This is a genomic window from Candidimonas nitroreducens, assembly GCF_002209565.1.
Taxonomy (GTDB): domain Bacteria; phylum Pseudomonadota; class Gammaproteobacteria; order Burkholderiales; family Burkholderiaceae_B; genus Candidimonas; species Candidimonas nitroreducens.
The window spans coordinates 354,858-379,315 of the sequence record NZ_NJIH01000007.1; the positions used below are offsets into that span (position 1 = coordinate 354,858).

General features: G+C 62.3%; 21 protein-coding genes and 1 pseudogene. 15 read left to right on the forward strand and 7 right to left on the reverse strand.

The features are described 5' to 3' along the window. Window positions 1-20: 20 nt before the first annotated feature. The 4 genes from CEY11_RS13720 to CEY11_RS13735 all read right to left on the reverse strand — a co-directional run bounded on the left by CEY11_RS13720 (window position 21) and on the right by CEY11_RS13735 (window position 4,103). A complete protein-coding gene (locus CEY11_RS13720; RefSeq protein WP_088603960.1) occupies window positions 21-998 on the reverse strand; it encodes a Bug family tripartite tricarboxylate transporter substrate binding protein in 978 nt (325 codons plus the stop codon). Window positions 999-1,044: 46 nt separating this feature from the next. Further along, window positions 1,045-2,022, reverse strand: a complete 978-nt coding sequence (locus CEY11_RS13725; protein WP_088603961.1) for a tripartite tricarboxylate transporter substrate binding protein — start codon at window positions 2,020-2,022, stop codon at window positions 1,045-1,047. 195 nt (window positions 2,023-2,217) lie between these two features. Next, on the reverse strand, window positions 2,218-3,336 hold the full coding sequence (locus CEY11_RS13730) for an Ldh family oxidoreductase (protein WP_088603962.1): 1,119 nt from the start codon (window positions 3,334-3,336) through the stop codon (window positions 2,218-2,220). Further along, window positions 3,333-4,103, reverse strand: coding sequence for an MBL fold metallo-hydrolase (locus CEY11_RS13735; protein WP_088603963.1), 771 nt, complete (start codon window positions 4,101-4,103; stop codon window positions 3,333-3,335). The genes CEY11_RS13730 and CEY11_RS13735 overlap by 4 nt, the downstream gene beginning before the upstream one ends. An 89-nt stretch (window positions 4,104-4,192) precedes the next feature. On the opposite strand from CEY11_RS13735, the gene CEY11_RS13740 reads away from it, so the two are divergent. After that, the gene (locus tag CEY11_RS13740; protein WP_088603964.1) at window positions 4,193-5,164 is read left to right on the forward strand and encodes a LysR family transcriptional regulator; all 972 of its coding nucleotides are present in this window, start codon (window positions 4,193-4,195) and stop codon (window positions 5,162-5,164) included. Further along, window positions 5,161-6,042, forward strand: coding sequence for a LysR substrate-binding domain-containing protein (locus CEY11_RS13745; RefSeq protein ID WP_088603965.1), 882 nt, complete (start codon window positions 5,161-5,163; stop codon window positions 6,040-6,042). The genes CEY11_RS13740 and CEY11_RS13745 overlap by 4 nt, the downstream gene beginning before the upstream one ends. A 29-nt stretch (window positions 6,043-6,071) precedes the next feature. Here the strand turns inward: CEY11_RS13745 and CEY11_RS13750 are convergent, their stop codons facing one another. Both CEY11_RS13750 and CEY11_RS13755 read right to left on the reverse strand, forming a co-directional pair. After that, on the reverse strand, window positions 6,072-7,034 hold the full coding sequence (locus tag CEY11_RS13750) for a Bug family tripartite tricarboxylate transporter substrate binding protein (protein ID WP_088603966.1): 963 nt from the start codon (window positions 7,032-7,034) through the stop codon (window positions 6,072-6,074). Between the two features lie 144 nt (window positions 7,035-7,178). Further along, window positions 7,179-7,976 carry a class II aldolase/adducin family protein gene (locus CEY11_RS13755; RefSeq protein ID WP_088603967.1) on the reverse strand — a complete coding sequence of 266 codons (798 nt, stop codon included), beginning with the start codon at window positions 7,974-7,976 and terminating at the stop codon, window positions 7,179-7,181. A 1,014-nt stretch (window positions 7,977-8,990) separates the two neighbouring features. Here CEY11_RS13755 and CEY11_RS13760 point away from each other — a divergent pair. The 5 genes from CEY11_RS13760 (at window position 8,991) to CEY11_RS13780 (ending at window position 14,320) form a co-directional block, all read left to right on the forward strand. Further along, the gene (locus CEY11_RS13760; RefSeq protein ID WP_088603968.1) at window positions 8,991-10,103 is read left to right on the forward strand and encodes a mandelate racemase/muconate lactonizing enzyme family protein; all 1,113 of its coding nucleotides are present in this window, start codon (window positions 8,991-8,993) and stop codon (window positions 10,101-10,103) included. A 58-nt stretch (window positions 10,104-10,161) separates the two neighbouring features. Beyond that, a complete protein-coding gene (locus tag CEY11_RS13765; RefSeq protein ID WP_088603969.1) occupies window positions 10,162-11,019 on the forward strand; it encodes a TauD/TfdA dioxygenase family protein in 858 nt (285 codons plus the stop codon). A gap of 60 nt (window positions 11,020-11,079) precedes the next feature. Then, complete coding sequence (locus tag CEY11_RS13770; protein WP_088603970.1) at window positions 11,080-12,060, forward strand: tripartite tricarboxylate transporter substrate binding protein; 981 nt, start codon at window positions 11,080-11,082, stop codon at window positions 12,058-12,060. A gap of 55 nt (window positions 12,061-12,115) precedes the next feature. Next, complete coding sequence (locus CEY11_RS13775) at window positions 12,116-12,658, forward strand: tripartite tricarboxylate transporter TctB family protein (RefSeq protein ID WP_158215314.1); 543 nt, start codon at window positions 12,116-12,118, stop codon at window positions 12,656-12,658. A 138-nt stretch (window positions 12,659-12,796) separates the two neighbouring features. Beyond that, window positions 12,797-14,320 (forward strand): tripartite tricarboxylate transporter permease, encoded by a 1,524-nt coding sequence (locus CEY11_RS13780; RefSeq protein WP_088603972.1) that lies wholly within the window; start codon window positions 12,797-12,799, stop codon window positions 14,318-14,320. A 48-nt stretch (window positions 14,321-14,368) separates the two neighbouring features. Here the strand turns inward: CEY11_RS13780 and CEY11_RS13785 are convergent, their stop codons facing one another. Further along, window positions 14,369-15,202: a GntR family transcriptional regulator gene (locus CEY11_RS13785; RefSeq protein WP_088603973.1), complete on the reverse strand. Its 834-nt coding sequence runs from the start codon at window positions 15,200-15,202 to the stop codon at window positions 14,369-14,371. 80 nt (window positions 15,203-15,282) lie between these two features. Here CEY11_RS13785 and CEY11_RS13790 point away from each other — a divergent pair, with 80 nt between their 5' ends. The 8 genes and pseudogenes from CEY11_RS13790 (at window position 15,283) to CEY11_RS13820 (ending at window position 24,423) form a co-directional block, all read left to right on the forward strand. Further along, window positions 15,283-16,272, forward strand: coding sequence for a quinone oxidoreductase family protein (locus CEY11_RS13790; protein WP_088603974.1), 990 nt, complete (start codon window positions 15,283-15,285; stop codon window positions 16,270-16,272). A 995-nt stretch (window positions 16,273-17,267) separates the two neighbouring features. Continuing rightward, window positions 17,268-17,834 (forward strand): anthranilate synthase component II, encoded by a 567-nt coding sequence (locus CEY11_RS13795; protein ID WP_088603975.1) that lies wholly within the window; start codon window positions 17,268-17,270, stop codon window positions 17,832-17,834. A 14-nt stretch (window positions 17,835-17,848) separates the two neighbouring features. Continuing rightward, a complete protein-coding gene (trpD, locus tag CEY11_RS13800) occupies window positions 17,849-18,880 on the forward strand; it encodes an anthranilate phosphoribosyltransferase (RefSeq protein ID WP_088604040.1) in 1,032 nt (343 codons plus the stop codon). After that, window positions 18,877-19,668, forward strand: coding sequence for an indole-3-glycerol phosphate synthase TrpC (gene trpC, locus CEY11_RS13805; RefSeq protein ID WP_088603976.1), 792 nt, complete (start codon window positions 18,877-18,879; stop codon window positions 19,666-19,668). Before trpD ends, trpC begins: the two co-directional genes overlap by 4 nt. Window positions 19,669-19,782: 114 nt before the next feature. Beyond that, window positions 19,783-20,067: pseudogene (locus CEY11_RS25745) on the forward strand (HIT family protein); the annotation flags it as partial. Window positions 20,068-20,247: 180 nt separating this feature from the next. Beyond that, window positions 20,248-21,057: a uracil-DNA glycosylase gene (locus tag CEY11_RS25750; protein ID WP_269845286.1), complete on the forward strand. Its 810-nt coding sequence runs from the start codon at window positions 20,248-20,250 to the stop codon at window positions 21,055-21,057. A gap of 83 nt (window positions 21,058-21,140) precedes the next feature. Then, the gene (locus CEY11_RS13815; RefSeq protein ID WP_088603978.1) at window positions 21,141-22,286 is read left to right on the forward strand and encodes a DSD1 family PLP-dependent enzyme; all 1,146 of its coding nucleotides are present in this window, start codon (window positions 21,141-21,143) and stop codon (window positions 22,284-22,286) included. A gap of 388 nt (window positions 22,287-22,674) precedes the next feature. After that, complete coding sequence (locus CEY11_RS13820; protein WP_088603979.1) at window positions 22,675-24,423, forward strand: DEAD/DEAH box helicase; 1,749 nt, start codon at window positions 22,675-22,677, stop codon at window positions 24,421-24,423. Window positions 24,424-24,458 lie beyond the last annotated feature (35 nt).

Sequence of the window (24,458 nt, forward strand, 5' to 3'; positions counted from 1 at the left end):
GCCGGCCTGTCGCTACGCGCCTATTGCTTCTGGATGTGGGCGGACTGCATCACGGCCCCCCACTTCTTGATGTCCTCGAGCTGGCGCGCCCGCAGCTCTTCGGGCGTGCTGTGGCGGGCGACCATGCCCAGCTTCAGGAAGCGCGACTTCACCTCGGGCATGGCGAGCACCACTGCCAATTCACGGTTGACGCGATCCACCGCGGCGCGCGGCGTACCGGCCTTGGCCGCCAGGCCGTTCCACGCCGTTACTACGTAGTCGTCCAGGCCGCTGCGGGAAATGGGCGGTACCCCGGGCAGGCCCGGAAAGGGCTCGCTGCCGGTAATGCCTATGGCACGCAGTACGCCGGCGCCGATCTGGGAAATCACCGGTGCTATGGTTTCCACCATGACTTGCGCATCACCCGCGCGCACCGCCCTGACCACATCGCCCGAGGTGTGGAAAGGCACGGTCACGGCGGAAATGCCGGCCATGGACTTGAACAGTTCCGCCGCAAAGAATTGCGCGCTGCCGACCTGCACCGTGCCGATGGTGAGCTTGCCCGGATTCTGGCGCGCATAGGCAATGACGTCTTTCACGGTCTTGAAAGGGGAATCGGCCTTCACGGCGAACACATAATCGAAATCGGCGGCCAGCGACACCATCTGGAAATCCTTGACGGCGTCGAAAGGCAGCGACTTGAACAGCACGGGCGTGATGCCGAAATTTCCCGTTGCCGCGAGAATGAAGGTATAGCCGTCGGCGGGCGCCTGCAGCACCGCCTGCGAGGCGATGATGCCGCCCGCCCCCGGCTTGTTCTGCACCACGATGGACTGCCCGAGGCGTTCGGCCAGCTTGGGCGCGATGATGCGCCAGCTGATGTCCGCGGTGCCGCCCGGCGCGTAGCCGATGACGAGGCTGATGGGGCGTGTGGGATAGGCCTGCTTGGCCTGGGCCTGGGCGCGGCCCGCAAGCAGCGTTGCAAGGGCCGTGCCCTGCAGTATCTGGCGTCGATTCATGAGGAGTCTCCGGGGCTGCCGGCCGCCGGGCCGGCATTTGCCATATTTACTTTATGCTGATGTGTGCCTGCTGAACCACGCGGGCCCATTTCCGGTATTCGGATTCAATATATTTGTCGAGATCTGCAGCGCTGCCGGCCTGCACCGTCACCCCCTGGTTCTGCAGGGTGCTACGCAGCTTCGGGTCGCTTAGCGCGCGGCCGATGGCGTGGTTCAGCGTCTGCACCACCGCGGGCGGCGTGCCCTTGGGCGCCACGACGGCAAACCAGGTACCGGCCTCGAATCCGGCTATGCCCGACTCGGCGACGGTCGGGATGTCGGGCGCGGTCGGCACGCGCGCCGCGCTGGACACGGCCAGCGCGCGCAGCCTGCCGCTGCGCACCAGCGGCAAAGACACGGGCAGGTTCGAGAACATGAGGGAAATCTGGTTGCCGATGGTATCGGTCAGGGCCGGCTGCTCGCCCTTGTAGGGCACGTGGGTCATGCGTATGCCGGCGTCCAGCGCCAGCAAGGCCATGGCCATGTGCGGCGTGGTGCCCACGCCGCCGGAGCCGTAATTGATCTTGCCCGGCTCTTTCTTGGCAAGCGCCACCAGATCGCGCACCGTCTTGGCGGGAAACCCCGGGTTGGCCACCAGCAGCAGCGGCGAGCTGCCGACCTTGCTGATGCCGGCGTAGGCCTTGAGCGGATCCAGGCCGGCGTCGGGATGCAGCAAGGGCGCCACGGCCAGTGTGGTCTGTGTGCCCATGAGCAGCGTGTAGCCGTCCGGCGCCGCATCGGCCACGTACTTGCCGCCTATGAGCCCGCCCGCGCCGGTACGGTTCTCGACCACCACCGACTGCTTCAATTCTTTGGCCAGCCCGGACGCCAGTACGCGCGCGACGTTGTCGACGCCGCCTCCTGCGGAAAACGGGACGACGAGATTGATCTGGCGGGCCGGCCACGTGGCCGCCACGGCACTGGTGGCGGTGGTGGCGGCCAGGGCCGCGGCAAACAGGGCCCCGGCAAACGGAATAAATCGCATGGCATGTCTCCTTTTATTGTCTAGATCAATCGGCCGGCTCTGTCGGCCGCCCGTGATGCGTTACTGCCGCGCCGACGCGGCGCAAGCTGTGCTGCGGGCCCTATGCCGGCCTGCGCGGATCGGCCTATGCGTGCCACCCTGCGCGGCCCTCCCCTGTCGATACCGGCGATGCGGGCCGCTCGGGCATGCGCCGCATCAGCCCAGCACGAAAGGCACCGCGGCCTGCTCGCACAGCGAGCGGATCTTCGCAGCAAGGGTAGCGGGTATGGGAATGCCCTCGCGCATACGGCGCTGGCGCGTCTCGTTTTCAGGGTCGCCCGGCACCAGCACCGGCTGCTCGGGGTCGGCCGGCGGCGAGGCGTGCAGGGTGTCGATGACCACATCGAGGTCGGCCTGGAACTCGCCTTCGTCGCGGAAGACGCCGGGATCGATGGCGCAGAAGAAGTGCCCGAGATTGTCCGGATCGTGGGGCTGCTGCGTGCGCACGCGCACCGGCGAAAAAGACGCACCCGAAAGCGTTCCCGCCAGAATATGCACCATCATGGCCAGGCCGTAGCCCTTGTGGCTGGACATCGCCGCCGTGCCGCCCAGCGGCGTGAGGCCGCCGCCTATGTCCTTGGGCCTTTCGTACAGGATGTTCATGGCACGGCTGGCATCGGTGACCAGCTCGGCGTGCTCGTCCACGACCCAGCCTTCGGGCAGCGGCTTGCCGCGCAGTTCGTAGACTTTGACTTTGTTCGAGGCCGCGCTGCTGGTCGCCATGTCGAGGCAGAATGCCGGATTGCGGCCCGCCGGCGCCGAGAACGCAATGGGGTTGGTGCCCAGCACCGGCATGCGGCCGCGGGTCGGAACCGTGTTGATGGTGCGCGTGGCGCTGGTGCACAGGCCCAGCAGGCCCGCGGCGCTGGCCATGCGGGCGTAATAGCCCGCAGCGCCGAAATGGTGCGAATTGCGCACCACCACGACGCCTACGCCGATATTGCGCGCGCACTGCATGGCCAGCTCCATGCCCATGTGCGCCGCCACGTGGCCCAGGCCGGCATCGGCGTCGATGAGCGCGGTTGCCGCGTTTTGCCGCAGCACACGGGGACGGGCGTGCAGATTCAATTTGCCCAGGCGTCGCGACCGGTCGTAATCCATCAGCATGGAAATGCCGTGCGAATCGACGCCCGACAAATCGGTATCCGTCATGATCTGCGCCGTGGTCTTGAGCAGGGCTTCGTCCATGCCCCAAGCGCGCAGCAGCGTCTCGATCTGCTCGCGCACCCGCTCGGCCGAGACGAGCGTTTCAGGTACTGCCGAAGGGGCATTCATGGCTGCCCCGCCTCGGTCAGATCGATCAGGGTCGACTCGTCGAGGCTGTCGCCGAAGCAGGCCTCGATCGCCGCCTTGCGCGACATCAGGTAGCGGGTCTGCCCCTCGTGCTGCGTCATGGGCAGGTCGTGGCCGGGCACCACCACGCTGTCGGGCTTGCGCCGCCAATACGACCAGATGCGCTCGATGGAGGCCGCGGTCACCGATTGGTCGTAGCTCATGTCGGCATGCCGCGAGACCAGTTCGGCGCGCGTCTTGGCGGCATCGCCAGTGAATATGACGTCGCGCTGCGCGTCCTGCAGCACGAAGATCAAGTGGCCCGGCGTATGGCCGGGCGCCACGTGCGCAGTAAGGTGGGGCAGCGCTTCTTCGCCATCGGCCAGCCTGTGCAGGCGCGGCCACGACGACAGTTCGCGCATGTACAGTTCCGGCACCGGCGTCTCGCCCCAGGGCTGCTCCAGCGACCAGTCGAGCTCATGCGCCCCTATGCCTATGCGGGCCTGCGGGAACAAAGTCCAGTTGATGGAATGATCGTGATGCGAATGCGTCAGCAGCAGATCGGTGACGTCCGCCGGCGCCAGGCCGCGCCGGCGCAGTTCTTCGCGCAGCAGCCGGCGCATGCCCATGGGCCCGGTGTCGATCAGCGCCACACGGCCATGACCGCGCAGCAGCGCGATCGTGCTCCAGCCCAGGCCCCCGTGGCATACGCCCTTACCCGGAAAGCCAATTACCAATAATTCGAGCTCATAGCCCGCAATATTCATCATTGTCCATTTCCTCTCAGATAGCCATGGTGACGGATGACAATATAATTTTCCAATCAATATTTATGCAAAAGACATAAGGTTTCCTTATTATGCTTACGATGCGCCACATTGAAGTCTTTCACGCCATCATGCAGACCGGTTCGGTCACTGGCGCGGCACGGATGCTGAATATCTCGCAGCCCGCAGTCAGCTCGGTTCTGAAGCACTGCGAGGCCCGCGCGCGCATGAAGCTGTTCACACGCGCAGGCGGCCGGCTGCAACCCACGCCCGAAGCCATCGCCCTGTTTCCCGATGTCAGCGCTTTGTACGGCCGGCTGGACGCCATGGACAGGCTCATGCAGGATCTTGCCGGCGGCCGGCTCGGCACGCTTTCATTGGCTGCATCGTTTCCCGTGGCCAATGGCTACCTTGCCAAGGCGGTCGCCACCTTCCTGGAGAAACGCCCCGGCGTGCGCGTGGTGCTGCAGTCGCTGACCTCGCCGCAAGTCGTCGACCGGGTCGTCAGCCGCGAAGTAGAACTCGGCATTGCCTACGAACCCGTGGTGAACGCCCAGGTCGAAACCGAGGTACTGATTCGATCAAGCATCGCCTGCGTAATGCGGGACGATCATCCCTTGGCCGGCAACAAAGAAATCAATGTGCGCGACCTGGCGGATCACTCCATCATCACCTATCTGCCACAGGCAATGCTGCGCAGCCACGTCGATCGGATCCTCAGCCAGGCGGGTATCGTACCGAACGTCGCCGTACAGGTCAGCCTTTCACTGACGGGCATTGCCCTGGCGTATTACGGAACGGGCATCGCGCTGGTAGAGCCGTTCCTGCTGGCCTCCATCCCGCTGCCGGGCCTGGTCGCCCGGCCGCTGCGCCCGCGCGTAGATCTCGAAACCCTGCTGGTTCGGGCCCGCGCCGCGCCGCGCTCCGAGATCATGGAGCAGTTCGTGGCCTTATTGCGCCAGCAAGTGCACGAGGTACTGCGGCAGGGCCAGCCCGATCTGCTGCCCAATGTCCATTCCATTGCTAAATCAGCCATGAAAGCGCAAGCGAGGCGCAGACCATGAACCCGCACCTGCCGCCCCTGAATCCCTTGCGGGTTTTCGAATGCGTTGCCCGCCACCGCAGCTTCACCGCCGCGGCCCGCGAGCTGCACATCACGCAAGGTGCCGTCAGCCACCAGATACGCGCACTGGAAAACTGGCTGGGTATCAAGCTGTTCGAAAGGCAAGGCGGCCAGCTGCGGCTCAGCAACGGCGCGGCCGGATATGCCAGGGCGCTGGGCAGCGCATTTTCGGGCATCGTCACGGCGACGCAGGAATTCACGTCCATAGGTTCGCAGCAGGTGCTGGAAGTGCGCGGCCACACCACTTTCTTCACCCACTGGCTGATCCCCCTGCTGCCCGATTTCCAGAGGGCGCATCCGAACATCAAGGTGCGCCTGGCCGCCAACGTGGAATGGATGGCCTTCGAGCATGACCAGGCCGGCGTGGGCATCCGGTATGGCGACGGAGACTGGGAGGGCCTGCACAGCAACCTGCTGTTCAGCGATGAGCTGACGCCGGTAATGGCCCCCAGCCTGGCGCGCCGCCTGCCCCAGCCTTGCACCCTGAAGGGACTGCTGGCGCTGCCGCTGCTGCACTCGAACCGGCGCCCCGGCCACTGGGCCGACTGGATCGAGGCAGCGCACGGCAAGCGCGCTTTTTCGAGCAGCGACATGTACTGCGAAGACCTGAGCATCATCTACGAATGCGCCATACAGGGCCTGGGGGTGGCGCTCGGCCAATTGCGCTACCTGAAGCAGGAGTTTGCGCAAGGCAAGCTGGTGTCGCCATACCCCTTCGTACTGCGCCGGCCGCGCGGCTACCATCTGGTATGCCCGGCATCGCAGGCCGAAGAGCCCCGGATCGCCTGCTTCAGGCAGTGGCTGCTGGCCCAGGTCTGACGGCGCCGCGCAGGCACGGCCAAGCCCGCCTATTTCCCGTGGATGCCGGCGGCGATGCGCTGATATTTCTGGAGATACGCTTGCAGGTAGCTGCGAAACGCCTGCGGAGAGGCGCTGGCCTTGGCCTCGATACCCTGCTGCGCCAGGCGCTCGCGAACCTGGGGCTGGTTCAGCACGGCGGCGATGGCATCGTGCAACTTGGCGACGATGGGTTCAGGCGTGCCGGCGGGCGCCATAATGGCATTGAAGGTTTCGTCCTCGAAGCCCGGCAGGCCGGCCTCGTCCAGGGTAGGAACGTCAGGCAGCATGCTGGAGCGCGTCTTGGTGGTGACGGCCAGGGCCTGCAGCCTGTGGGTCTTTACATTGGGCCCCGAGGTGCTCACCTGGTCGAACATGCCGTCCAGCCGGCCGCTCATCACGTCGAGCAGCGCCTGGCTGTTGCCCTTGTAATAGACATGCAGGAACTTGACCTTGGCCTGGGCGCCGAACAGTTCGGCGGCAATGTATCCGGTAGAGCCCAGCCCCGACGAACCCACGGTGGCGGAGCCCGCGCGCTTGCGGGCAAACTCTATGAACTCCCGTACCGTATGCTCTGGCCTGCCCGGAGGCGTTACCAGCACCATGGGTATGCTGCAGGTCTGGGTCACCGGAGCAAAGTCTTTCAGCGCGTCGTAGCCCGCGCCCGGAAGAAATTCGGGAACCGAGACAAAGGTATTGGCCACTGCAAGCAGCGTGTAGCCGTCCGGCTTCGACTTGGCCACGTAGCGCGTGCCGATCGCGCCCGAAGCGCCGGCCTTGTTCTCGACGATTACCGGCTGCCCCAGCTTGCCTTCGAGGCCTTTGGCGACAATGCGCGCCAGCATGTCCACGGTTCCGCCGGCGGCAACCGGCACCACGATAGTAATGGGGTGATCCGGATAGGCGGCGAGGGCGGGAGCCGCCCCCATCATGGACATGACTATCACAGCTGCCGCCCGCAGAGATTTGCGCATGGTGAATTTCCTCGATAAGAGTCAATAAAAACATGACCGAACGGACGGCCAGGCTTCCTGCTTCGTGATGAAGTCCATTACCGCAGCCCGCTGCGCGCATACGCCCCGGACATATACGCCGGGACACTAATGCACGCCGGGACGCTAGCTGTCGTAGGGGGCATATGGGCCGGGCTCCGCCTTCAGCAGGCGCAGCAGGGCGTGCCATTCCAGCTCTCCGTAGGGACGGCGGGTACCGGGTTGATAAAGATGGGCCGAGCGCTGCAGCGTCGATTCATCGGGAAGATTCAGGCCATCCAGGCCGCCCGCCATCGCGTCGACCTGGGCGCGGCAGGCCAATTCCAGCTGGTACATGAGGTTGAAGGCCTGTGGCACCGAGGCGCCGCATACCAGCAGCCCGTGATTGCGCAGGATCATGGCATTGTGCGGCCCGAGGTCGGCTACCAGCCGCTCTTGCTCGGACTTTTCGATGGCGGGGCCCTCGAACGCGTGATAGGCAAGGTGGCCGTGGAACCGGGATGCGGTCTGCGTCAGGGGCAGCAGGCCGCAACGCATGGCCGAGACCGCCATGCCGGCCCGGGTGTGCGTATGGATCACACACCCCACATCGGGCCGCGCGCGGTGGATGCAGCCGTGGATGACGTAGCCCGACTTGTTGATGCCGTACGCGGTATCGGGCTTGCGATGCACATTGCCGTCCAGATCCAGCTCGACCAGGCTGGATGCCGTGATTTCCCGATACAGCAAACCATACAGATTGATCAGCAGGCGCTCGTGCCCGCCGGGAATCCGGGTAGTGATGTGGTTGTAGATCAGGTCGGTCATGCCGTAGCGATCCATCAGGCGATAGCACGCCGCCAGCCTGCAGCGCTCTTGCCATTCTTCTTGCGCCACCAGCGCTTTCAGCGACGGGAAGTCCGTCGAATATTGCGGATCAGCCATACTGCCGCCCCATATAAAAATTAGGAAAGATAATATCCAAGCACGCCAGCATCCAAGCATGCCGGATCGCCCAAACACGCCCGGCGCCGGCCAAACAAGGAAGTGCAGTGTGAGCTTTAGCTATTTATTGTAAAAAGCAGGAGCGGACATGGCCATCGAAATATTCTTAGTATTCCATTAGTAAAAGTAATACATTAGAAGAAAAAACTGCACGCATGCTATAGCGCTTGGCGACCGACCTCCCCGAAAATCGCTCGGTTCAGCTCGCACTGTTCCGGCAGGAAACGGAACTCGCACATAGTGTCATCGGGCAAGAGCTCGCGCCGAGGCCGATGCCGATGCCGATGCCGATGCCGGCAAGGTGCGCAGTGCGCCGCAGTTGTACAGCGCTTCTTCGCAGGCTACAGGCCGGGCAGGTTGAACCAGCGCTGCAGCAAGTGGACGTGCAGAATGCGCTCCAGCCCGATGAGCTAGCGGCAATTGCCGGCCGTTGGGTAGCGGGCCGAATCGACGCCACAAGACGTGACCACGGCATCAGTGCCTGCATCCCGGCCAGGAATGCATCTCGTCGCACGGGCTTACGGTGCCAGTCGAACCTGCTGTGATCCGCCACGGCTGCCAAGGTTCTCTGCCTCTTACCGCGATCCTGCGCGTGACACCGCTTATCTGCAAGACGAAGCTCCACGGTGAGGACTCGATCAGCGAATCCCTTAGCTCAGCCCCAGCTCGACTGACGAATGGCCGTTGCCATTCGTTGACTCAACTGAATGAAAGAGCCGCACAGAGTGGAGCTGATTTTCGCCGCCAGAATACATGAACCACCCTCAGGCAGCCCCGCGTTGGCCCACATCTGCCCTGCCCGGATGAGCAGTTTTGAGCTGTACCAACACGGCCTTAATCAGCGTCAAACATCATTCAAACAGGTACAAGCAGCTGTGTATTGACAGGTAGTGTTTGTAAAACTACTATGAAGTACTTTTATTGAAGCTATAGCATAAAAATTACGAGACGCCCTTGAAGATCGAGCGAATTGAAGTGTTCGGAGTCGCGGTTCCACTGATCGGCGAATATGCCACCTCATATCAGAGCGAATCCAGCCAGAAAAGTGTTGTGATCCGGATCACGGATCATGAAGGCCGAATCGGCCTGGGTAATGTCGACCCGGTCGCAGGATATTCTGTTGATTCGATAGAAGACACGCTGAGAGCGTTGCGATCGCGCTTTGCGCCCCTAGTCATCGGCATGGATTCTTCCAATATCCATCTACTGCTCCAGAAAATGGAAGCGGAAGTACCGGGCTACCTAGATGCTAAAGCCGCCATTGAAATGGCTTGCGTTGATCTGGCTGCACGCTCACTCGGCCTGCCGGTTCATACCTATCTCGGCGGAGCCGTCAAAGACCAACTACTCTTCAATGCATGGGTAGGCATTCTTCCGCCGGACGAAGCCGCCAGCGAAACCGCCGAGTGGCAGCGCCGCGGCTTCCGCTCTGCCAAGGTCAAAGTAGGTGGCGGCATTGAAGCCGACCGTGACCGGATCAGTGCAATCAGGCAGGCTGTCGGATCTGATTTTCAGTTGCGCATCGACGCCAACGCGGGGTATGACGCCGACACATCGATCCGGCTCGTACGAATGCTGGAGCCATTCAACCTGCAGTTATTCGAGCAGCCGGTGCCTGCCGACGATCTGGCAGGGATGAAACGCGTACGCTGCGAGTCGGGAGGAATCCCGATCATGGCTGATGAATCCGTACTCGATCACGCCAGCCTGATACGTCTGATCCAAGCGGAAGCGGCGGACATTGTCAAAGTGAAGGTAATGAAGCAGGGAGGCCTCTACAAAACGCGCTCGATGATTGCTACCGCTGAAGCCGCCGGCTTGCGTTGCGTCCTTGGCCATGGCTTCGGGCTCGGTATTAACACGATGGCTGAAATCATGTTGGCCGCGACCTCGAGCAATGTGATGGATGGCATCGAGTGCGTCGGCCCCCTGAAAACTGCGGACGACATTGTGGTCGCAAAGTTGGACTTGAATTCAGGCAGCCTGCCTCTACCGTCAGGGCCTGGATTGGGGGTAACGCTGGATGACGACAAGCTTGCCCGTTATCAGATGACGCCACCACTTTAACCACCAGGCTGCGCGTTCATACTTTCTAACACGTTCAATTCAAGGGGGGGGAACAAACATGATCAATGTAATACCATCTGGCAAAGCACTGTGTGCCGATGTCGAAGGCGTAGACCTTTCCGAGCCGATGGACGGGAATACCCTGAAGTTGATCATCGATGCATGGTCGCAACATTTGGTTTTGCGCTTCCGTGACCAGAAGCTGTCCGACCAAGCCCTCGAGCGTTTCTCTGCACGACTAGGCAAACTGGATGCGGCTCCCATGTATACCGCCGGCACGCGAGTAGACGTCGATAGTGATTTCGTAACGGTGATCTCTAACGTCAAAATCGATGGCAAGCCGATCGGCGACCTTGGCGACGGCGAGTCGCTCTGGCATACCGACATGTCGTACAACGAGGTGCCGCCAATGGCCAGTGCACTGTATGCACTAGAGATACCCGCGACCGGAGGCAATACTGGCTTCAGTAATATGTATCTTGCCTACGAAACCCTGCCCGATAGACTGAAGCACCGGATTGCGAGCATGCAGTGCAAGCACGATGCCAGTAGGAACAGCACTGGTGGCCGGCGTGGCGACTATCCAGATGTCACAAACCCGAAGGACGCGCCCGGAGCAGTCCATCCGATCGTCCGCACGCACCCAACCACCGGACGCAACGCTCTATTCCTGGGCCGCAGGTTGAACGCCTATGTAATGGGGCTTAGCCTGGAGGACAGCGAGGCGTTACTTGATGATCTGTGGGATCACGCAACGAAGCCGGAACTGACCTGGCACCAAGAATGGAAGGTCGGCGACCTAGTTCTTTGGGACAATCGCTGCGTGATGCACCGACGCGATGCGTTTAACGGCGGCGAACGTCGGATTATGCATCGAACGCAAATTGCCGGCGACAAACCTGTATACGTTCCTTAAGCAGCGGGAGCACATATCGCTTAATACATCAACAACCATCAACAGGAAACAGGAGACAAAATGGCACGAGAGAAAATTATTGCCTTCGCACGCCGCGGCCTTGTAGTCGGCGGAATGTTGGCTTGCGTGACGGGTGCAGTATCGGCTCAGGAAAAATATCCGTCACGCCCCGTCGAAGTCATCGTACCCTGGGGAGCCGGCGGCGGATCGGATCAGACGGCGCGGATGATCGCCAAATACCTCGAAGCTGACCTGAAAGCTTCGTTCCCGGTGGTCAACGTGCCCGGTGCCTCTGGGGTTACAGGCGTCCAGAAGTTGCTGCTCAATCCCGCAGATGGCTATTCGCTAGGCGTCAGTGGTGACTACTACGCGATTCTCGGCAGTCCGAAGGCCAAGTGGAAATTGAGCGACTTCATCCCAATTGCCGTCGTGATCAATCAGGCAGGCGCCATCTTCGTGGCTAATGACAGCCGATTCAAAACCTGGGCCGATGTCGAAAAAGAGGCTCGTGCCAAGCCGAACTCGCTCAAGATTGCGATGGCGGGATATGGAATCATTGACGAGATTCATACCAACTATCTTCTGGCCAAAGGTGTCAAACTGAATGTCGTGCCGTACAACAATCCCAGCGAACGCTATGTATCGATCTTGGGAAAGCATGTGGATCTGTTGTACGAGCAAGCGGGAGACCTGAAGTCGTACCTAAACAACCATCAAATGCGCCCGCTCCTGTCTGTGACAGCTCAGCGCTTCCCCTTGTACCCGGATGTGCCAACCACGGTCGAGAATGGCTACAACATTACGGTGCCCCAGGTTCGCTGGGTCTACATGAAGGCCGGCACTCCTCCATCACGGGTGAAGGTCATTGCCGACTCTCTGGAACGAATGTCCCATACGCCGGAGTTCAAAGCCTATCTCGCTTCCGAGTATGCGGATCCCGCCAGCTTCGTGCCTCTGTCCAAGGCGCGAGACTTCCTCCAGCAGATGATAGACTCGGTACGTAGGGAGGCTTCAGAGGCTGGACAGAAAACCGCCAAATAGCTAGACGTATAAAACCATATTGGGCTACGGTATGCGGAACTCAAAGATCAGCGGAGTGCTGCCCTATTTGATCGTTTTATTGGCGGCAATTTTTTTCTACTACAAGACGACGCAATTCGATTTCGAAGCGCCCGATGGGCGTCTCGGGCCAGACGCCTGGCCGAGGATCGTACTTGGCCTACTGGCACTGGTCTGCGTCTATGAAATCGTCAGGCGAGTTTTCTTTAATGCCGCGAAAACGCTCCAAAGCGATACACCACATTCCACGGAAGCAACACCATCGTATGACTCGTTGACGTCTGACGAAGAGGACGAACCCTCCTATCCCTGGCTGCTTTCCCTCGGCATCGCAATGACTATCGGCTATGTCGCTTTGCTGGAAACACTTGGGTTCTTCCTGTGCACGGCGCTCTATCTGGCCGGGTTCATTGTACTGGGAGGGTATCGTCGCATAGGGGTAACTCTTGCGGTCAGCCTGCTCGGCAGCTTCGTATTCATGTTTATTTTCATGAAAGTCGTCTACGTGTCATTACCGCTGGGCACCGGGCCCTTTTCATACGTATCGCTCCTGTTGATTCGGCTGATGGGGATCCATTGAGATGAAATCGCCCCTCCCTAGTTCCATACCCACCTACCCTTTAACAAGAGAAAAGCCCGTCTCGACCAGACGACGCGGAATTCACGACAGCTGCCACTCCAGACTCAAATATCGCGCACAGCGTGAAGGACGATAGATATGGTCGACATACTTCAACAGTTTGGCGGCGGCATTCTTGCCTGTTTTCAGCTGGCTAATTTTCTAGCATTGGTGGTGGGTCTGGTGATGGGCATGTTGGTCGCCGTTCTGCCTGGCCTGACCGCGGTGATGGGCATCGTGCTCGCGTTGCCGTTCACTTTCAGCATGCCTATCACGCCAGCGATCATCTTGCTATCGGCCATGTACATTTCCGGAACCTACGGCGGCGCCTTCACCTCGATCCTGTTCCGGATTCCTGGCGAGCCCCTCGATGTACCGCTGCTCTGGGATGGCTTCCAGATGGCGCGCAAAGGGGAGCCAGCCAAAGCGCTGGGCTGGACGATGTTCGCCGCACTCGTGGGAGGCGTCATTTCGGTCATTCTGGCCGTGCTGATGGCACCGCAGTTCGCCAGCTTCGGATTGAAATTCGATTCACCGGAGTATTTCGCCATACTGCTGTTTGCGCTGACCACTGTGGTGGCTTTGGGTGGAACCTCGATGGTAAACGCCCTCATCAGTCTGTTTCTCGGCTTGGTGGTGGCCACAGTAGGCGTCGATGTTGTCTATGGCGCGGATCGCTTCACTTTCGGCGTTCCCATGCTTTCAGATGGTGTCGAGTACCTCACCGTGATGGTCGGCGCTTACGGCTTGGGAGAAGTCCTCACTCGCCTGGAGAGGCGCTTCAAAGCCGCGCAACTCGCCAAAAGCGGTACGGTTGCGACACGGTTCCCATCATTGCCGGAGGTATGGCAGATGCGAGCGACTTTTGCTCGCAGTTCTGCCATTGGATTGGCTCTGGGCACTATTCCAGGTGCTGGCGCGACTATCGCATCCTTCGTCTCCTACGGCACTGAAGCGCAGTATTGCAAGCGACGGAAGATTCTCGGCTCCGGGATTGCCGAAGGTATCGTCGCCCCCCAGACAGCCTCAACTGCCACGGTAGCTGCGGCGATGGTGCCATTGCTGACCCTAGGCATTCCCGGCAGCGGTGCAACCGCCGTGATTCTCGGAGCGTTCCTTTTGCAGGGAATACAGCCCGGCCCCCAAGTTTTCATCAAGGATTCCACGCTCGTGTTCACGATCTTTGGATCGCTGCTTTTGGGCATCATCGGCATGTGTCTGCTCGGCTACTTCGCAATCAAGGCGCTGATCCGAGTCTTGTATCTACCTGAGGCAATCACATCGGCCTTCGTTATTATTTTCTGTTTTATCGGCGCCTTCTCGGCGCGTAACAACATTACCGACCTATGGATGATCGTCGTGTTCGGCATCGTCGGATATCTGTTCGAGCGCTTCAAGTTTCCCATTGCGCCAATGGTGCTGGGGTGCATCCTCGGGCCGCAGACCGAAAACGCATTCATGATCAGCATGATCAGCTATCAGGGAGATTGGACTGTCTACTTCACCCGGCCGATAGCGGGAACCATCATGGCATTGAGCGTGATCGCGTTAGCCTACCCCCTGTTGCGCCATATCTCTCAGCGACGCACGAGTGCACGATGGGGGGAGAAATCGGCGTACTAGGATCTGCCGCCTCAGGAGCGGGATGCGTTGCAGATCGGACGCATTCAGTCAGTCAATGCCCGGAAACTGTAGCCGACGGGCAGTTAACGGCAGGAATACCTGCTGATAGAAGCTAGGCATTTTGCGATAGGTATAGCTGAAGATTTCCCAGTGCATGCCAATACTTCCAAGTGCCTGGCCGATGGCGGTGCAGGCATCATGAGGAAGTTGGCCGCAGGAGATAGTGTGCGTGACGTGGAGAGTTGGGGCGTTGAAGCGTTCGCTTAGCATTTGTGTGAGCGGCATACTAATGTGTGCAAGCGGCTCTTTGAGCAATGTACCGAACTTGTGTTCCGGCAAATAGACCTCGCTGAAGGTCTGAAATTCCAAGTTGACACTGATCAGGCGGGAAATGCAGACAAACCGGTGTTCACCCGCCAAGAATGCACTCCATGGCCCGGTAGCCTTGGTGCTCTTGATACTCAGCACTCGCCCATAGACTGGCAGCAGGTGCTCACCGTCTTCATCGAGGAAGCGAAAATTGTGGATCTCATTTGCATTGACCGGCAGCCCTGCAACGAAACTGCCCTGACCATGGCGGCGAACGATGATGCCGTGCTCTACCAGAGCCTGCAGTGCGCGCTGCACCGTCCCCAGACTCATGGGCAGGACATCGACCATCACTGCTTCAGACGGCAGGCGCTCACCTGGTTTCCAGACGCCGGACTCTATCGCCTCCAGGAAAGCGTTGTACAAGGCAATGTACTTGGGTACCGATTGGTCGCGGCCGAGCGGAGGAGCTCGGAATTGCTCCGCCATTTGTTTCAAGCGAAGATCCGCCTTTTCGCCATGTCGGCCGCGGCGGATGGCAGGATGGGCCTTACTGGCGACTGTCTGAGGCATTGACTGAAATTATAGTGTGCTATTAACCAACATTATAGTACTTAGCCGACCACTATTTAGTGTAGTGACACGGGGGGTTCATGAAAGCAGTCCAGATCAACAGGTACGGCGGCACCGATGCTCTTTGCGTTGTCGACCGGGATATTCCCGCCGCGGGGCCGGGCGAAGTGCTCGTCAAGGTCGCGTATGCGGGAGTGAACTTCACGGATATCTATCGGCGCCAGGGGGACTATGCGCGGTCGGATACCTATCTCACCAAACTCCCGCTGGTTCTCGGTATCGAAGGCGGGGGCAGGATCGACAGCATCGGGGAAGGGGTCACGGGCCTGGTACCCGGTGATCGAGTCGTCTTTTTTGTGCCCAACGGTGCCTATGCCGAATACGCGGTGGCGAATGCCAGCAGGGTAGCCCGCGTGCCCGATGACATCGACTTGGATAGTGCCGTGGCTTTGATGATCCAGGGGCTGACCGCACACTACTTGACGCATTCTGCATATGACCTGAAGACGGGAGACCAGTGCCTGGTGCATGCCGGTGCAGGAGGCGTCGGCCAATTGCTCGTACAGATCGCCAAGCTGAAAGGTGCGCAGGTTCTGACGACAGCCGGCAGCGATGCCAAGTTAGACATCGTGCGTCGGCTGGGCGCCGATCTGGCCATTCCGTACCGCCAGACAGACTTCCGTGAGGCGGTGATGCAAGCCACTGCGGGACGCGGAGTCGACGTTGTCTATGACTCGGTTGGCAAGGACACCTTGCGCGGCTCCCTACGGTCGCTGCGTACGCGCGGTCTCTGTGTACTGTTCGGCCATTCATCAGGGATAGTCGACTCGATTGCGCCGATGGAACTGGCCGAAGCAGGGTCGGTATTCCTGACGCGGCCTCACATGGAGCACTATGTAGCGACGCAGGAAGAGTTCCAAGGGCGGATGAGAGACCTTTTCACCTGGCTCGCCACAGGCCAACTGAAAGTTCCGATGGATCGAAAACTGCCGCTGCAATGTGTTGCGCAAGCCCATGATCTGCTTGAAGCGCGTGCAACTGCCGGAAAATTGCTGTTGAGCTGCGACTGAGCTAAGAAATGTCTGCACTGTTCAATCTGAGGCGTACACTGCTGGACAGTGAAGAATTTAGTGCTCAACCGCGTCGGTCAAGCGGTGACAAAATCGAAGCCAGGATCACTTGCTCGTGTCGAAGTAGCCCAGCCCAACGGTTTGAGGCTTCGATCGGGGATAGAACACCCTTGATGCTGATGCAGCATTCTTATTTTCATAGTCGATCGAGCAACGGCGGGCAATCATGCCAGTGACGCTCACGCTGCCATCTTTATGAGTGGCGACGATCAGCGCAAAACCGTCCCGCTATGGCCTGATATGTCATCGGTTCCCAAAGCCCGGAGCCATAACCCCAGTTGCTCGGAACCACGAATTTGCCGAGAAAATTCGGCCATGCAGTATCAGGCCTGGATCCTGATGGCATGGGTAAGTCTGTCGTTTCTAAAAGTAGACGTTCCCTGGTACGGCCGTGGTAAAATTCTTCGAACTAACATGGAAACTCAGTTCGGAAGGCCTCGGACTGGTTCTTACTTTTTAATTCAATACTTTGGTCTGTCCATGACCCGTACCGCTTCGACCAACATCGCTCTGTGGTGGCGCTTCCAATAGGAAGCGGCATGTCGTTTGCGGTTTCAACCGCACCTTGCCGCCGTACCGGCAGGCAAGGTTTCAAGAAGGCTTCCCCGGCACGGCGGCTCCAAGATTTGAGGAGATTGCCCGATGCCCTTAGCACACCAGTCCCATCTTCGAGTTGACACTCTGCGCGCCGCGTTGTTGCGGAGCGTGAGTCTGGTCGACTTGTCTCCGCACTTGACCCCGCGATACGAACTCAGACGTTTCATCGGCATGCCTCGGTGGCGCGGCTTTCGGCCCCTCCCAAAACCCGTTGCAGCCCTGTGCCGCCCCCCTGTCCGCACTTCGCCCACCGCGATCGACTATCGATGTGTGTAATGAAGCGTGTAATGACGAGCGTGCCCAATGAAATCGACCAATAAAATCAAGGATTTACAAGAATGAAACTTCTGATGCTCGACAACTACGATTCCTTCACCTACAACCTGGTTCAGTATTTCGGCGAGCTGGGCGAGACCGTGAAGGTGGTGCGCAATGACCAAGCCACGGTGGCCGAACTGGCCGCCCTGCAGCCCGACCGCATCTGCATCTCGCCCGGCCCCTGCTCGCCGGCCGAGGCCGGCGTCTCGGTGGAACTGATTCGCCACATGGCCGGCAAGGTGCCGATACTGGGGGTCTGCCTGGGCCACCAGGCCATAGGCGCGGCCTACGGCGGCGAGATCGTGCGGGCCAAGGAAATCATGCACGGCAAGACCTCGCCCATCACGCACCGCGGCACGGACGTCTTCGCCGGCCTGCCTTCGCCCTATACGGTGACCCGCTACCACTCGCTGGCCATCGCGCGCGACGGCCTGCCCGAGTGCCTGGAGATCACCGCCGAAACCGCCGACGGCGAGATCATGGGGGTGCGTCACAAGACCCTGCCCGTCTATGGGGTACAGTTTCATCCGGAGTCCATACTGAGCGAGCATGGCCACGCCCTGCTGCGCAACTTCCTTACGCTATGAACGAGAACAAGACCATGACCATCACTGCCGCCGAAGCCCTGACTCGCTGTATCGAGCACCGCGAAATTTTCCACGACGAAATGCTGCACCTGATGCGCACACTGATGCGCGGCGAGATGTCGCCGCAGATCGCCAGCGCGCTGCTGATGGGCCTGCGGGTCAAGAAAGAAACCGTGGGCGAGATTACCGCCGCGGCCCAGGTCATGCGCGAATTCGCGCTGCCCGTAGCAACGCCCTACCCCGACCAGCTGCTGGACATGTGCGGCACCGGCGGCGACGGCTCGCACACCTTCAATATTTCCACCGCGGCGATGTTCGTGGCCGCCGCCGCGGGCGTCAAGATCGCCAAGCACGGCAACCGCAGCGCCTCGTCGTCCTCGGGCAGCGCCGACGTACTGGAGGCGCTGGGCGCCGGCGTCATGCTCAGTCCCGAGCAGGTGGCCGAGAGCATAGAGCGCACCGGCATCGGTTTCATGTTCGCGCCGGCCCACCACGGCGCCATGAAGAATGTGGCGGCGGTGCGCAAGGAACTGGCGGTGCGCACGATCTTCAATATTCTGGGGCCGCTGACCAACCCCGCCAACGCCGCCAACCAGCTCATGGGCGTGTTCCACGCCGACCTGGTGGGCATACAGGTGCGGGTGCTGCAGCGCCTGGGATCCAAGCACGTGCTGATCGTACACGGCAAGGACGGCATGGACGAAGCCTCGCTGGGCGCCTCCACGCTGGTGGGCGAACTGAAGGACGGCCAGGTGCGCGAATACGAGATCCATCCCGAGGACTTCGGCATGTCGATGGTGTCGAACCGCTCGATCAAAGTCGCCAACCGCGAAGACTCGGCGCAGATGCTGCTGGAAGCGCTGAACAACGTGCCGGGCACCGCCCGTGATATCGTAGGCCTGAACGCCGGCCTGGCCATTTATGCGGGCAATAAGGCCGAGTCGATCCAGGACGGCCTGAAGCAGGCTTTCGAGCTTATCGCCAACGGGGCGGGCCGGGCCAAGCTGCAGGAGTTCTGCACGTATACACGGAAGATCGCCGCATGAACGACATTCTTGCCAGAATACTGGAAACCAAGCGGATCGAAGTCGCCACTGCGCGCCAGATGCGCAGCGAGGCCGATCTGCTGCGCGAGGCCAAGAGCCGCAAGGATTTGCGCGGCTTCGGCCGCGCCATCGAAGAAAAAATCGCCCAAGGCAAGCCCGGCGTCATCGCCGAGATCAAGAAGGCCTCGCCGTCCAAGGGCGTGATCCGCGAGCATTTCGTGCCGGCCGAGATCGCCACGTCGTATGCCGCCCACGGCGCGGCCTGCCTGTCGGTGCTGACCGACGTGCAGTTCTTCCAGGGCTCTTACGACTACCTGCGCCAGGCGCGCGCGGCCTGCGCGCTGCCGGTGCTGCGCAAAGACTTCATCATCGACCCCTACCAGATCGTGCACGCCCGGGCGCTGGGGGCCGACTGCATCCTGCTGATCGTCGCCGCCCTCAGCCCGGCCGATTTGCGCGAGTTCGAGGAAGTGGCCATCGAATTGGGCATGGACGTGCTGGCCGAGGTGCACGACCGCGCCGAGCTCGACACGGCGCTGACGCTGCGCACGCCGCTGCTGGGGGTCAACAACCGCAATCTGCGCAATTTCGAGACCTCTGTGCACAATACCCTGGAGCTGCTGCCGGCCATACCGGAAGGCAAGCGCGTGGTCACTGAAAGCGGCATACTCGCCCGCGCCGACGTGGCTCTGATGCGCGAGCACAAGGTGGATGCCTTCCTGGTCGGCGAGGCCTTCATGCGCGCCCCCGAGCCCGGTGTCGCCCTGCAGGAGCTGTTCGGCACCTAGTACCTCGCGTCCCGTTGCTTGCGCTGTATGCGGGACGGTATATAGGCTAAATTGCATGCAGGCCAAATGCAGGCCAAACCAAGCGGACACTGACCATAGACCAGGACACCGGCCATGACGCAACACGACGACTGCCCCTTGTGCCACCCCACCGGCGAGCGCGTGCTCTGGCACAACGGGCGGCTGCGCGTCATCGCGGTCGACGATGCCGGCTATCCCGGCTATACGCGGGTGATATGGAATGACCACGCCGCCGAAATGACCGACCTCACACCGCAGGAGCGCGAGGCGTTCATGGCGGTTGTGTGGCAGGTGGAACAAGCGCAGCGCCAGTGCCTGCAGCCCGACAAGATCAACCTGGCCCAGTTCGGCAATATGGTGCCGCACCTGCACTGGCACGCCATTCCGCGCTGGCGCGAAGACAGCCATTTCCCGCAGGCCATATGGGCTGCGCCTCCCGAACGCACGCCGCAGCAGGCCCAGGCCTGGGAGGCGCGCAAGGCGCACTTGCTGCAACAACTTCCCGACTACTACACCCGGCTCGCGGCGGCACTGGCGCCCGAGCCCCAGGCAGACCCCATGGCTCCCGCGCCCGACGAACCGAACACCCTGAACGGCCCGCTGCTGACCCATTTGCAAAACCTCGACGAGGTCTGGAAGGAAACGCTGCGCGAGCCCGAGCCCAAGAACGCCTTGCGCAATCTGGCGGCGTTCCTGAAGACGCGGCTGGCCGAAGGGGCGGAAATCTACCCCCGCTACCCGTTCCGCGCACTAAGCTACGCCGCCCCCGATTCGGTGCGAGTCGTCATACTCGGGCAGGATCCCTATCACGGCCCGGGCCAGGCGCAAGGCCTGTGCTTTTCCGTGCCCGACGATTTCCCCGCGCCGCCCAGCCTGCAGAACATCTTCAAGGAACTGGCGCTCGAATACCCCGACCCGGACGGCGCCGCCGCGGGCCGGCCGCAGCGCGGCGCCGTGCGGCCGCCCGGCAATCTGGGCCACGACCTGACGCCCTGGGCCGAACAGGGCGTGCTGCTGCTGAACACCGTGCTCACGGTCGAGTCGGGCCAGCCGGCCTCGCACGCCAAGCAGGGCTGGGAAGCGGTTACCGACGCGCTGATCCAGCGGGTCGCCCGCAGCCCCCAGCCCAAGGTCTTCATGCTGTGGGGCTCGCATGCCCAGGCCAAGCGGCAGCTGCTGCCCGCCGACGGCGAGCACCTGGTACTGCTGGCCAACCACCCGTCGCCGCTGTCGGCGCTGCGCCCGCCGCGCCCCTTCATCGGCTGCAATCACTTCAGGCTGGCCAACGAATGGCTGTCCGCACAGGGCGCGCAGACCATAGACTGGACGGGCATGGGCTGCGACGAATCGGCCGCCGACGGCGGATAAGCCCCGGCGCCGGGCGCCGTGCAACAGCGCGGCAACCCGGCAAAGACCCCGCCGCAACCCCTGTTTCGCCCGAGAACGCCGCCATGACACTCGCAACTCTGGACACGCCCGCCGCCCTGATCGACCAGGCCAGGATGGAACGCAACATCGCACGCATGCAGCAGCGCATGAACGCATTGGGCGTGAACCTGCGCCCACACGTCAAGACGGCCAAGTGCATCGAGGTGGCGCGCGCCCAGACCGCCGCGGGAGCAAGCGGCATCACGGTCTCTACTTTGAAAGAGGCCGAGGAATTCTTCCGCGCCGGCTACACCGACATACTCTACGCCGTCGGCATGGCGCCGTCCAAACTGATGCGCGCCCTGGCGCTGCGCAGCCAGGGCTGCGCCTTGAAACTGGTGGTGGACAATGCCGATGCGGCGCACGCCGTGGCGCAGTTCGAACATGCCCACAAGGCGGGCTTCGAGGTACTGATCGAGGTGGACACCGACGGCCATCGCGCCGGCATCCGCCCGCAGCAGGACGCCCTGCTGGCAGTCGGCCGGCTGCTGCACGAGCACGGCGTGAAACTGGCCGGGGTTATGACGCATGCCGGCGCGAGCTACGAACTGCACAGCCCCGAGGCCCTGGCCGCCATGGCGGAGCAGGAACGCGCCGGCTGTGTGCTGGCCGCGCAGCGCCTGCGCGCCGCCGGCCTGCCCTGCGGCATCGTCAGCGTGGGCTCCACGCCCACCGCGCTCGCCGCCCGCAAGCTGGACGGCGTCACCGAAGTGCGCGCCGGGGTCTATGTGTTCTTCGACCTGGTCATGCACAACGTGGGAGCCTGCGCGCTGGATGAGATCGCGCTCAGCGTCCTGGCCACCGTCATCGGCCATCAGCAGGAAAAAGGCTGGGTGCTCGTGGACGCGGGCTGGATGGCCATGAGCCGCGACCGCGGCACTGCGGGCCAGCAGCACGACTATGGCTACGGCCTGCCCTGCACACTGGACGGCACGCCCCTGGACGGCTGGATCATGAGTGGCGCGAACCAGGAGCACGGCATCTTGTCGCGCGCGCCCGGCGCCGCGGCGCCTGCCGAAGCCGAAGACCTGCGCGCCCGTTTTCCCATCGGCACCCGGCTGCGCATATTGCCCAACCACGCCTGCGCGACGGGCGCCCAGTTCCCCGAATATTTTGCCGTGTCGGAAACCGGCGCCACCGCCGCCTGGAAGCGTTTCTACGGGTGGTAAGCAGCGCCAGCCGGCGGCCGCCGCCACGGCCCGTACCGTCTCGCCACAACAACAACGCGGCGCCACGGACAAGATAAATGCACCGCGTGGGCATGCCACGCTTTCCTTCCGCCCCCGTTTCCGCCTATAATTTGCGCACTGCAACATCATCGCGTCGACATTTTTTTACAGCCCATGGGCTGTGTCTCAGCAGTTGACTGACTCGTCAGCACCCATGTCGAACGCCATCGCTCCCTGACCCCCAAGCCTTTCGCCGTCTTCTACACCTCTTGTAGACGCAGCATGCCAGGTTGATTAGGTCGGCACGATGCTCCCTTGATCAACCGGCGCCGGCATACATACCCCCGAGCGTCCGGCCATGCGCCGCGTCAGCGGCAAAGGAATACGCATGTCATTCGAAGCCCTGGGCCTCGCGCCCGGACTTTTGTCCGCCCTTGCCAAAGCCGGGTTCGACGAACCCACCTCCGTACAAGCCGCCGCCATTCCGCGGGCCCTCGCCGGGCATGACCTGATGGTCTCGTCGCAGACCGGCAGCGGCAAGACCGCCGCTTTCATGCTGCCGGCCCTGCAGCGCATCGCCGGGCGGCCCGCCAACAAAGGCAGCGGCGTGCAGGTGCTGGTGCTTACGCCCACCCGCGAGCTGGCCATGCAGGTCAGCGACGCCACGCGCCAGTATGGCGCACAATTGAAAGACCTGCGCATCGCCACGGTGGTCGGCGGCATGCCTTATGGTGCGCAGATCAAGGCGCTGTCGCGCCGCGTCGACGTGCTGGTGGCCACACCCGGACGCCTCATCGACCACCTGCAGGCCCGCCGCGTGAATCTTTCGACGGTGCACACCCTGGTGCTGGACGAGGCCGACCGCATGCTGGACATGGGCTTCATCGAAGATATCGAAAGCATCATCGAGCGCCTGCCCCAGGAGCGCCAGACGCTGCTGTTCTCGGCCACACTGGACGGCACGGTCGCGCGCCTGGCGGCGAAGATGATGAACGAGCCGCAGCGCATCGAGATCTCCAGCCCCAAGCAGCGCCACGACAGCATCACCCAGAGCCTGCTGTATGCCGACGACAGCAGCCACAAGATGCGCCTGCTCGACCACCTGCTGCGCGACGCCAACATGGAACAAGCCATCGTCTTCACGTCGACCAAGCGCGGCGCCGACGAGCTGGCCGACCGCCTGGCCGACCAGGGCTTTGCCGCGGCCGCCCTGCACGGCGACATGAACCAGCGCCAGCGCACCCGCACGCTGGGCATGCTGCAGAAAGGCCGGCTGCGCATCCTGGTGGCCACCGACGTGGCCGCCCGCGGCATCGACGTGCAGGGCATCAGCCACGCCGTGAATTTCGACCTGCCCATGCAGGCCGAAGACTATGTGCACCGCATCGGCCGTACCGGCCGCGCCGGCCGCAGCGGCCTGGCCTATACCCTGGCCACCCAATCGGAACGCCACAAAATACGCCGCATCGAGCACTTCATCGGCCAGCCCATACCCTCACAGGTGATTCCGGGGCTGGAGCCCAAGAAGGCCGCGCCGCGGCCCACTTACACCGAGCGCAAGGGCTCGGGCCGGAAATTCGCCGGCCGCGGCGGCTATGGCGACCGCGAAGCGCGTCCGGCACGCGGCTACGACAAGGGCCGGCGCGCGGACGGCGAAGACTTCCGCACGCCGACGCCCGGCTTCCGGCCGGATCGCCAGCCCGGCGCACAGCACGCCGGCCGCAACGAACGCGACGCGAATCCCTGGCACGGTGCCAGCCGCGGCGCGCGCGAGGAAAACCCCTGGCACGGATCGGGCCGCAACGCATACGAAGGGAATCCCCGCCAGGCGGCGGCCCGGCCGGAGCGCGAAGCCAAGCCTTGGCATGGGGCACGTGAAGACCGCCCCTGGCGCGACACGCCCCGCCACGCCGAAAGCCGCGGCGAAAAGCCGGCCTTCCGCGAACGGAATGGCGAGGGCTACGCCCGCGACCGCGCCGCGCGCCCGGCATTCGGCGACCGCCCCGCCCGTACGGCTCCCGACCACGGCCGGCACGCCGACGCCGCTGGCCGCCCGGGGCGCAAGCCCGCCGGCCCGCGCCCCGCTTTCGGCAAGAAACCAGGGTACAAGCCTGCGGCACGCCGCAGCCACGCCTGATCCACTGCCACGGCGCCCGGTGCGGCCACACGCCG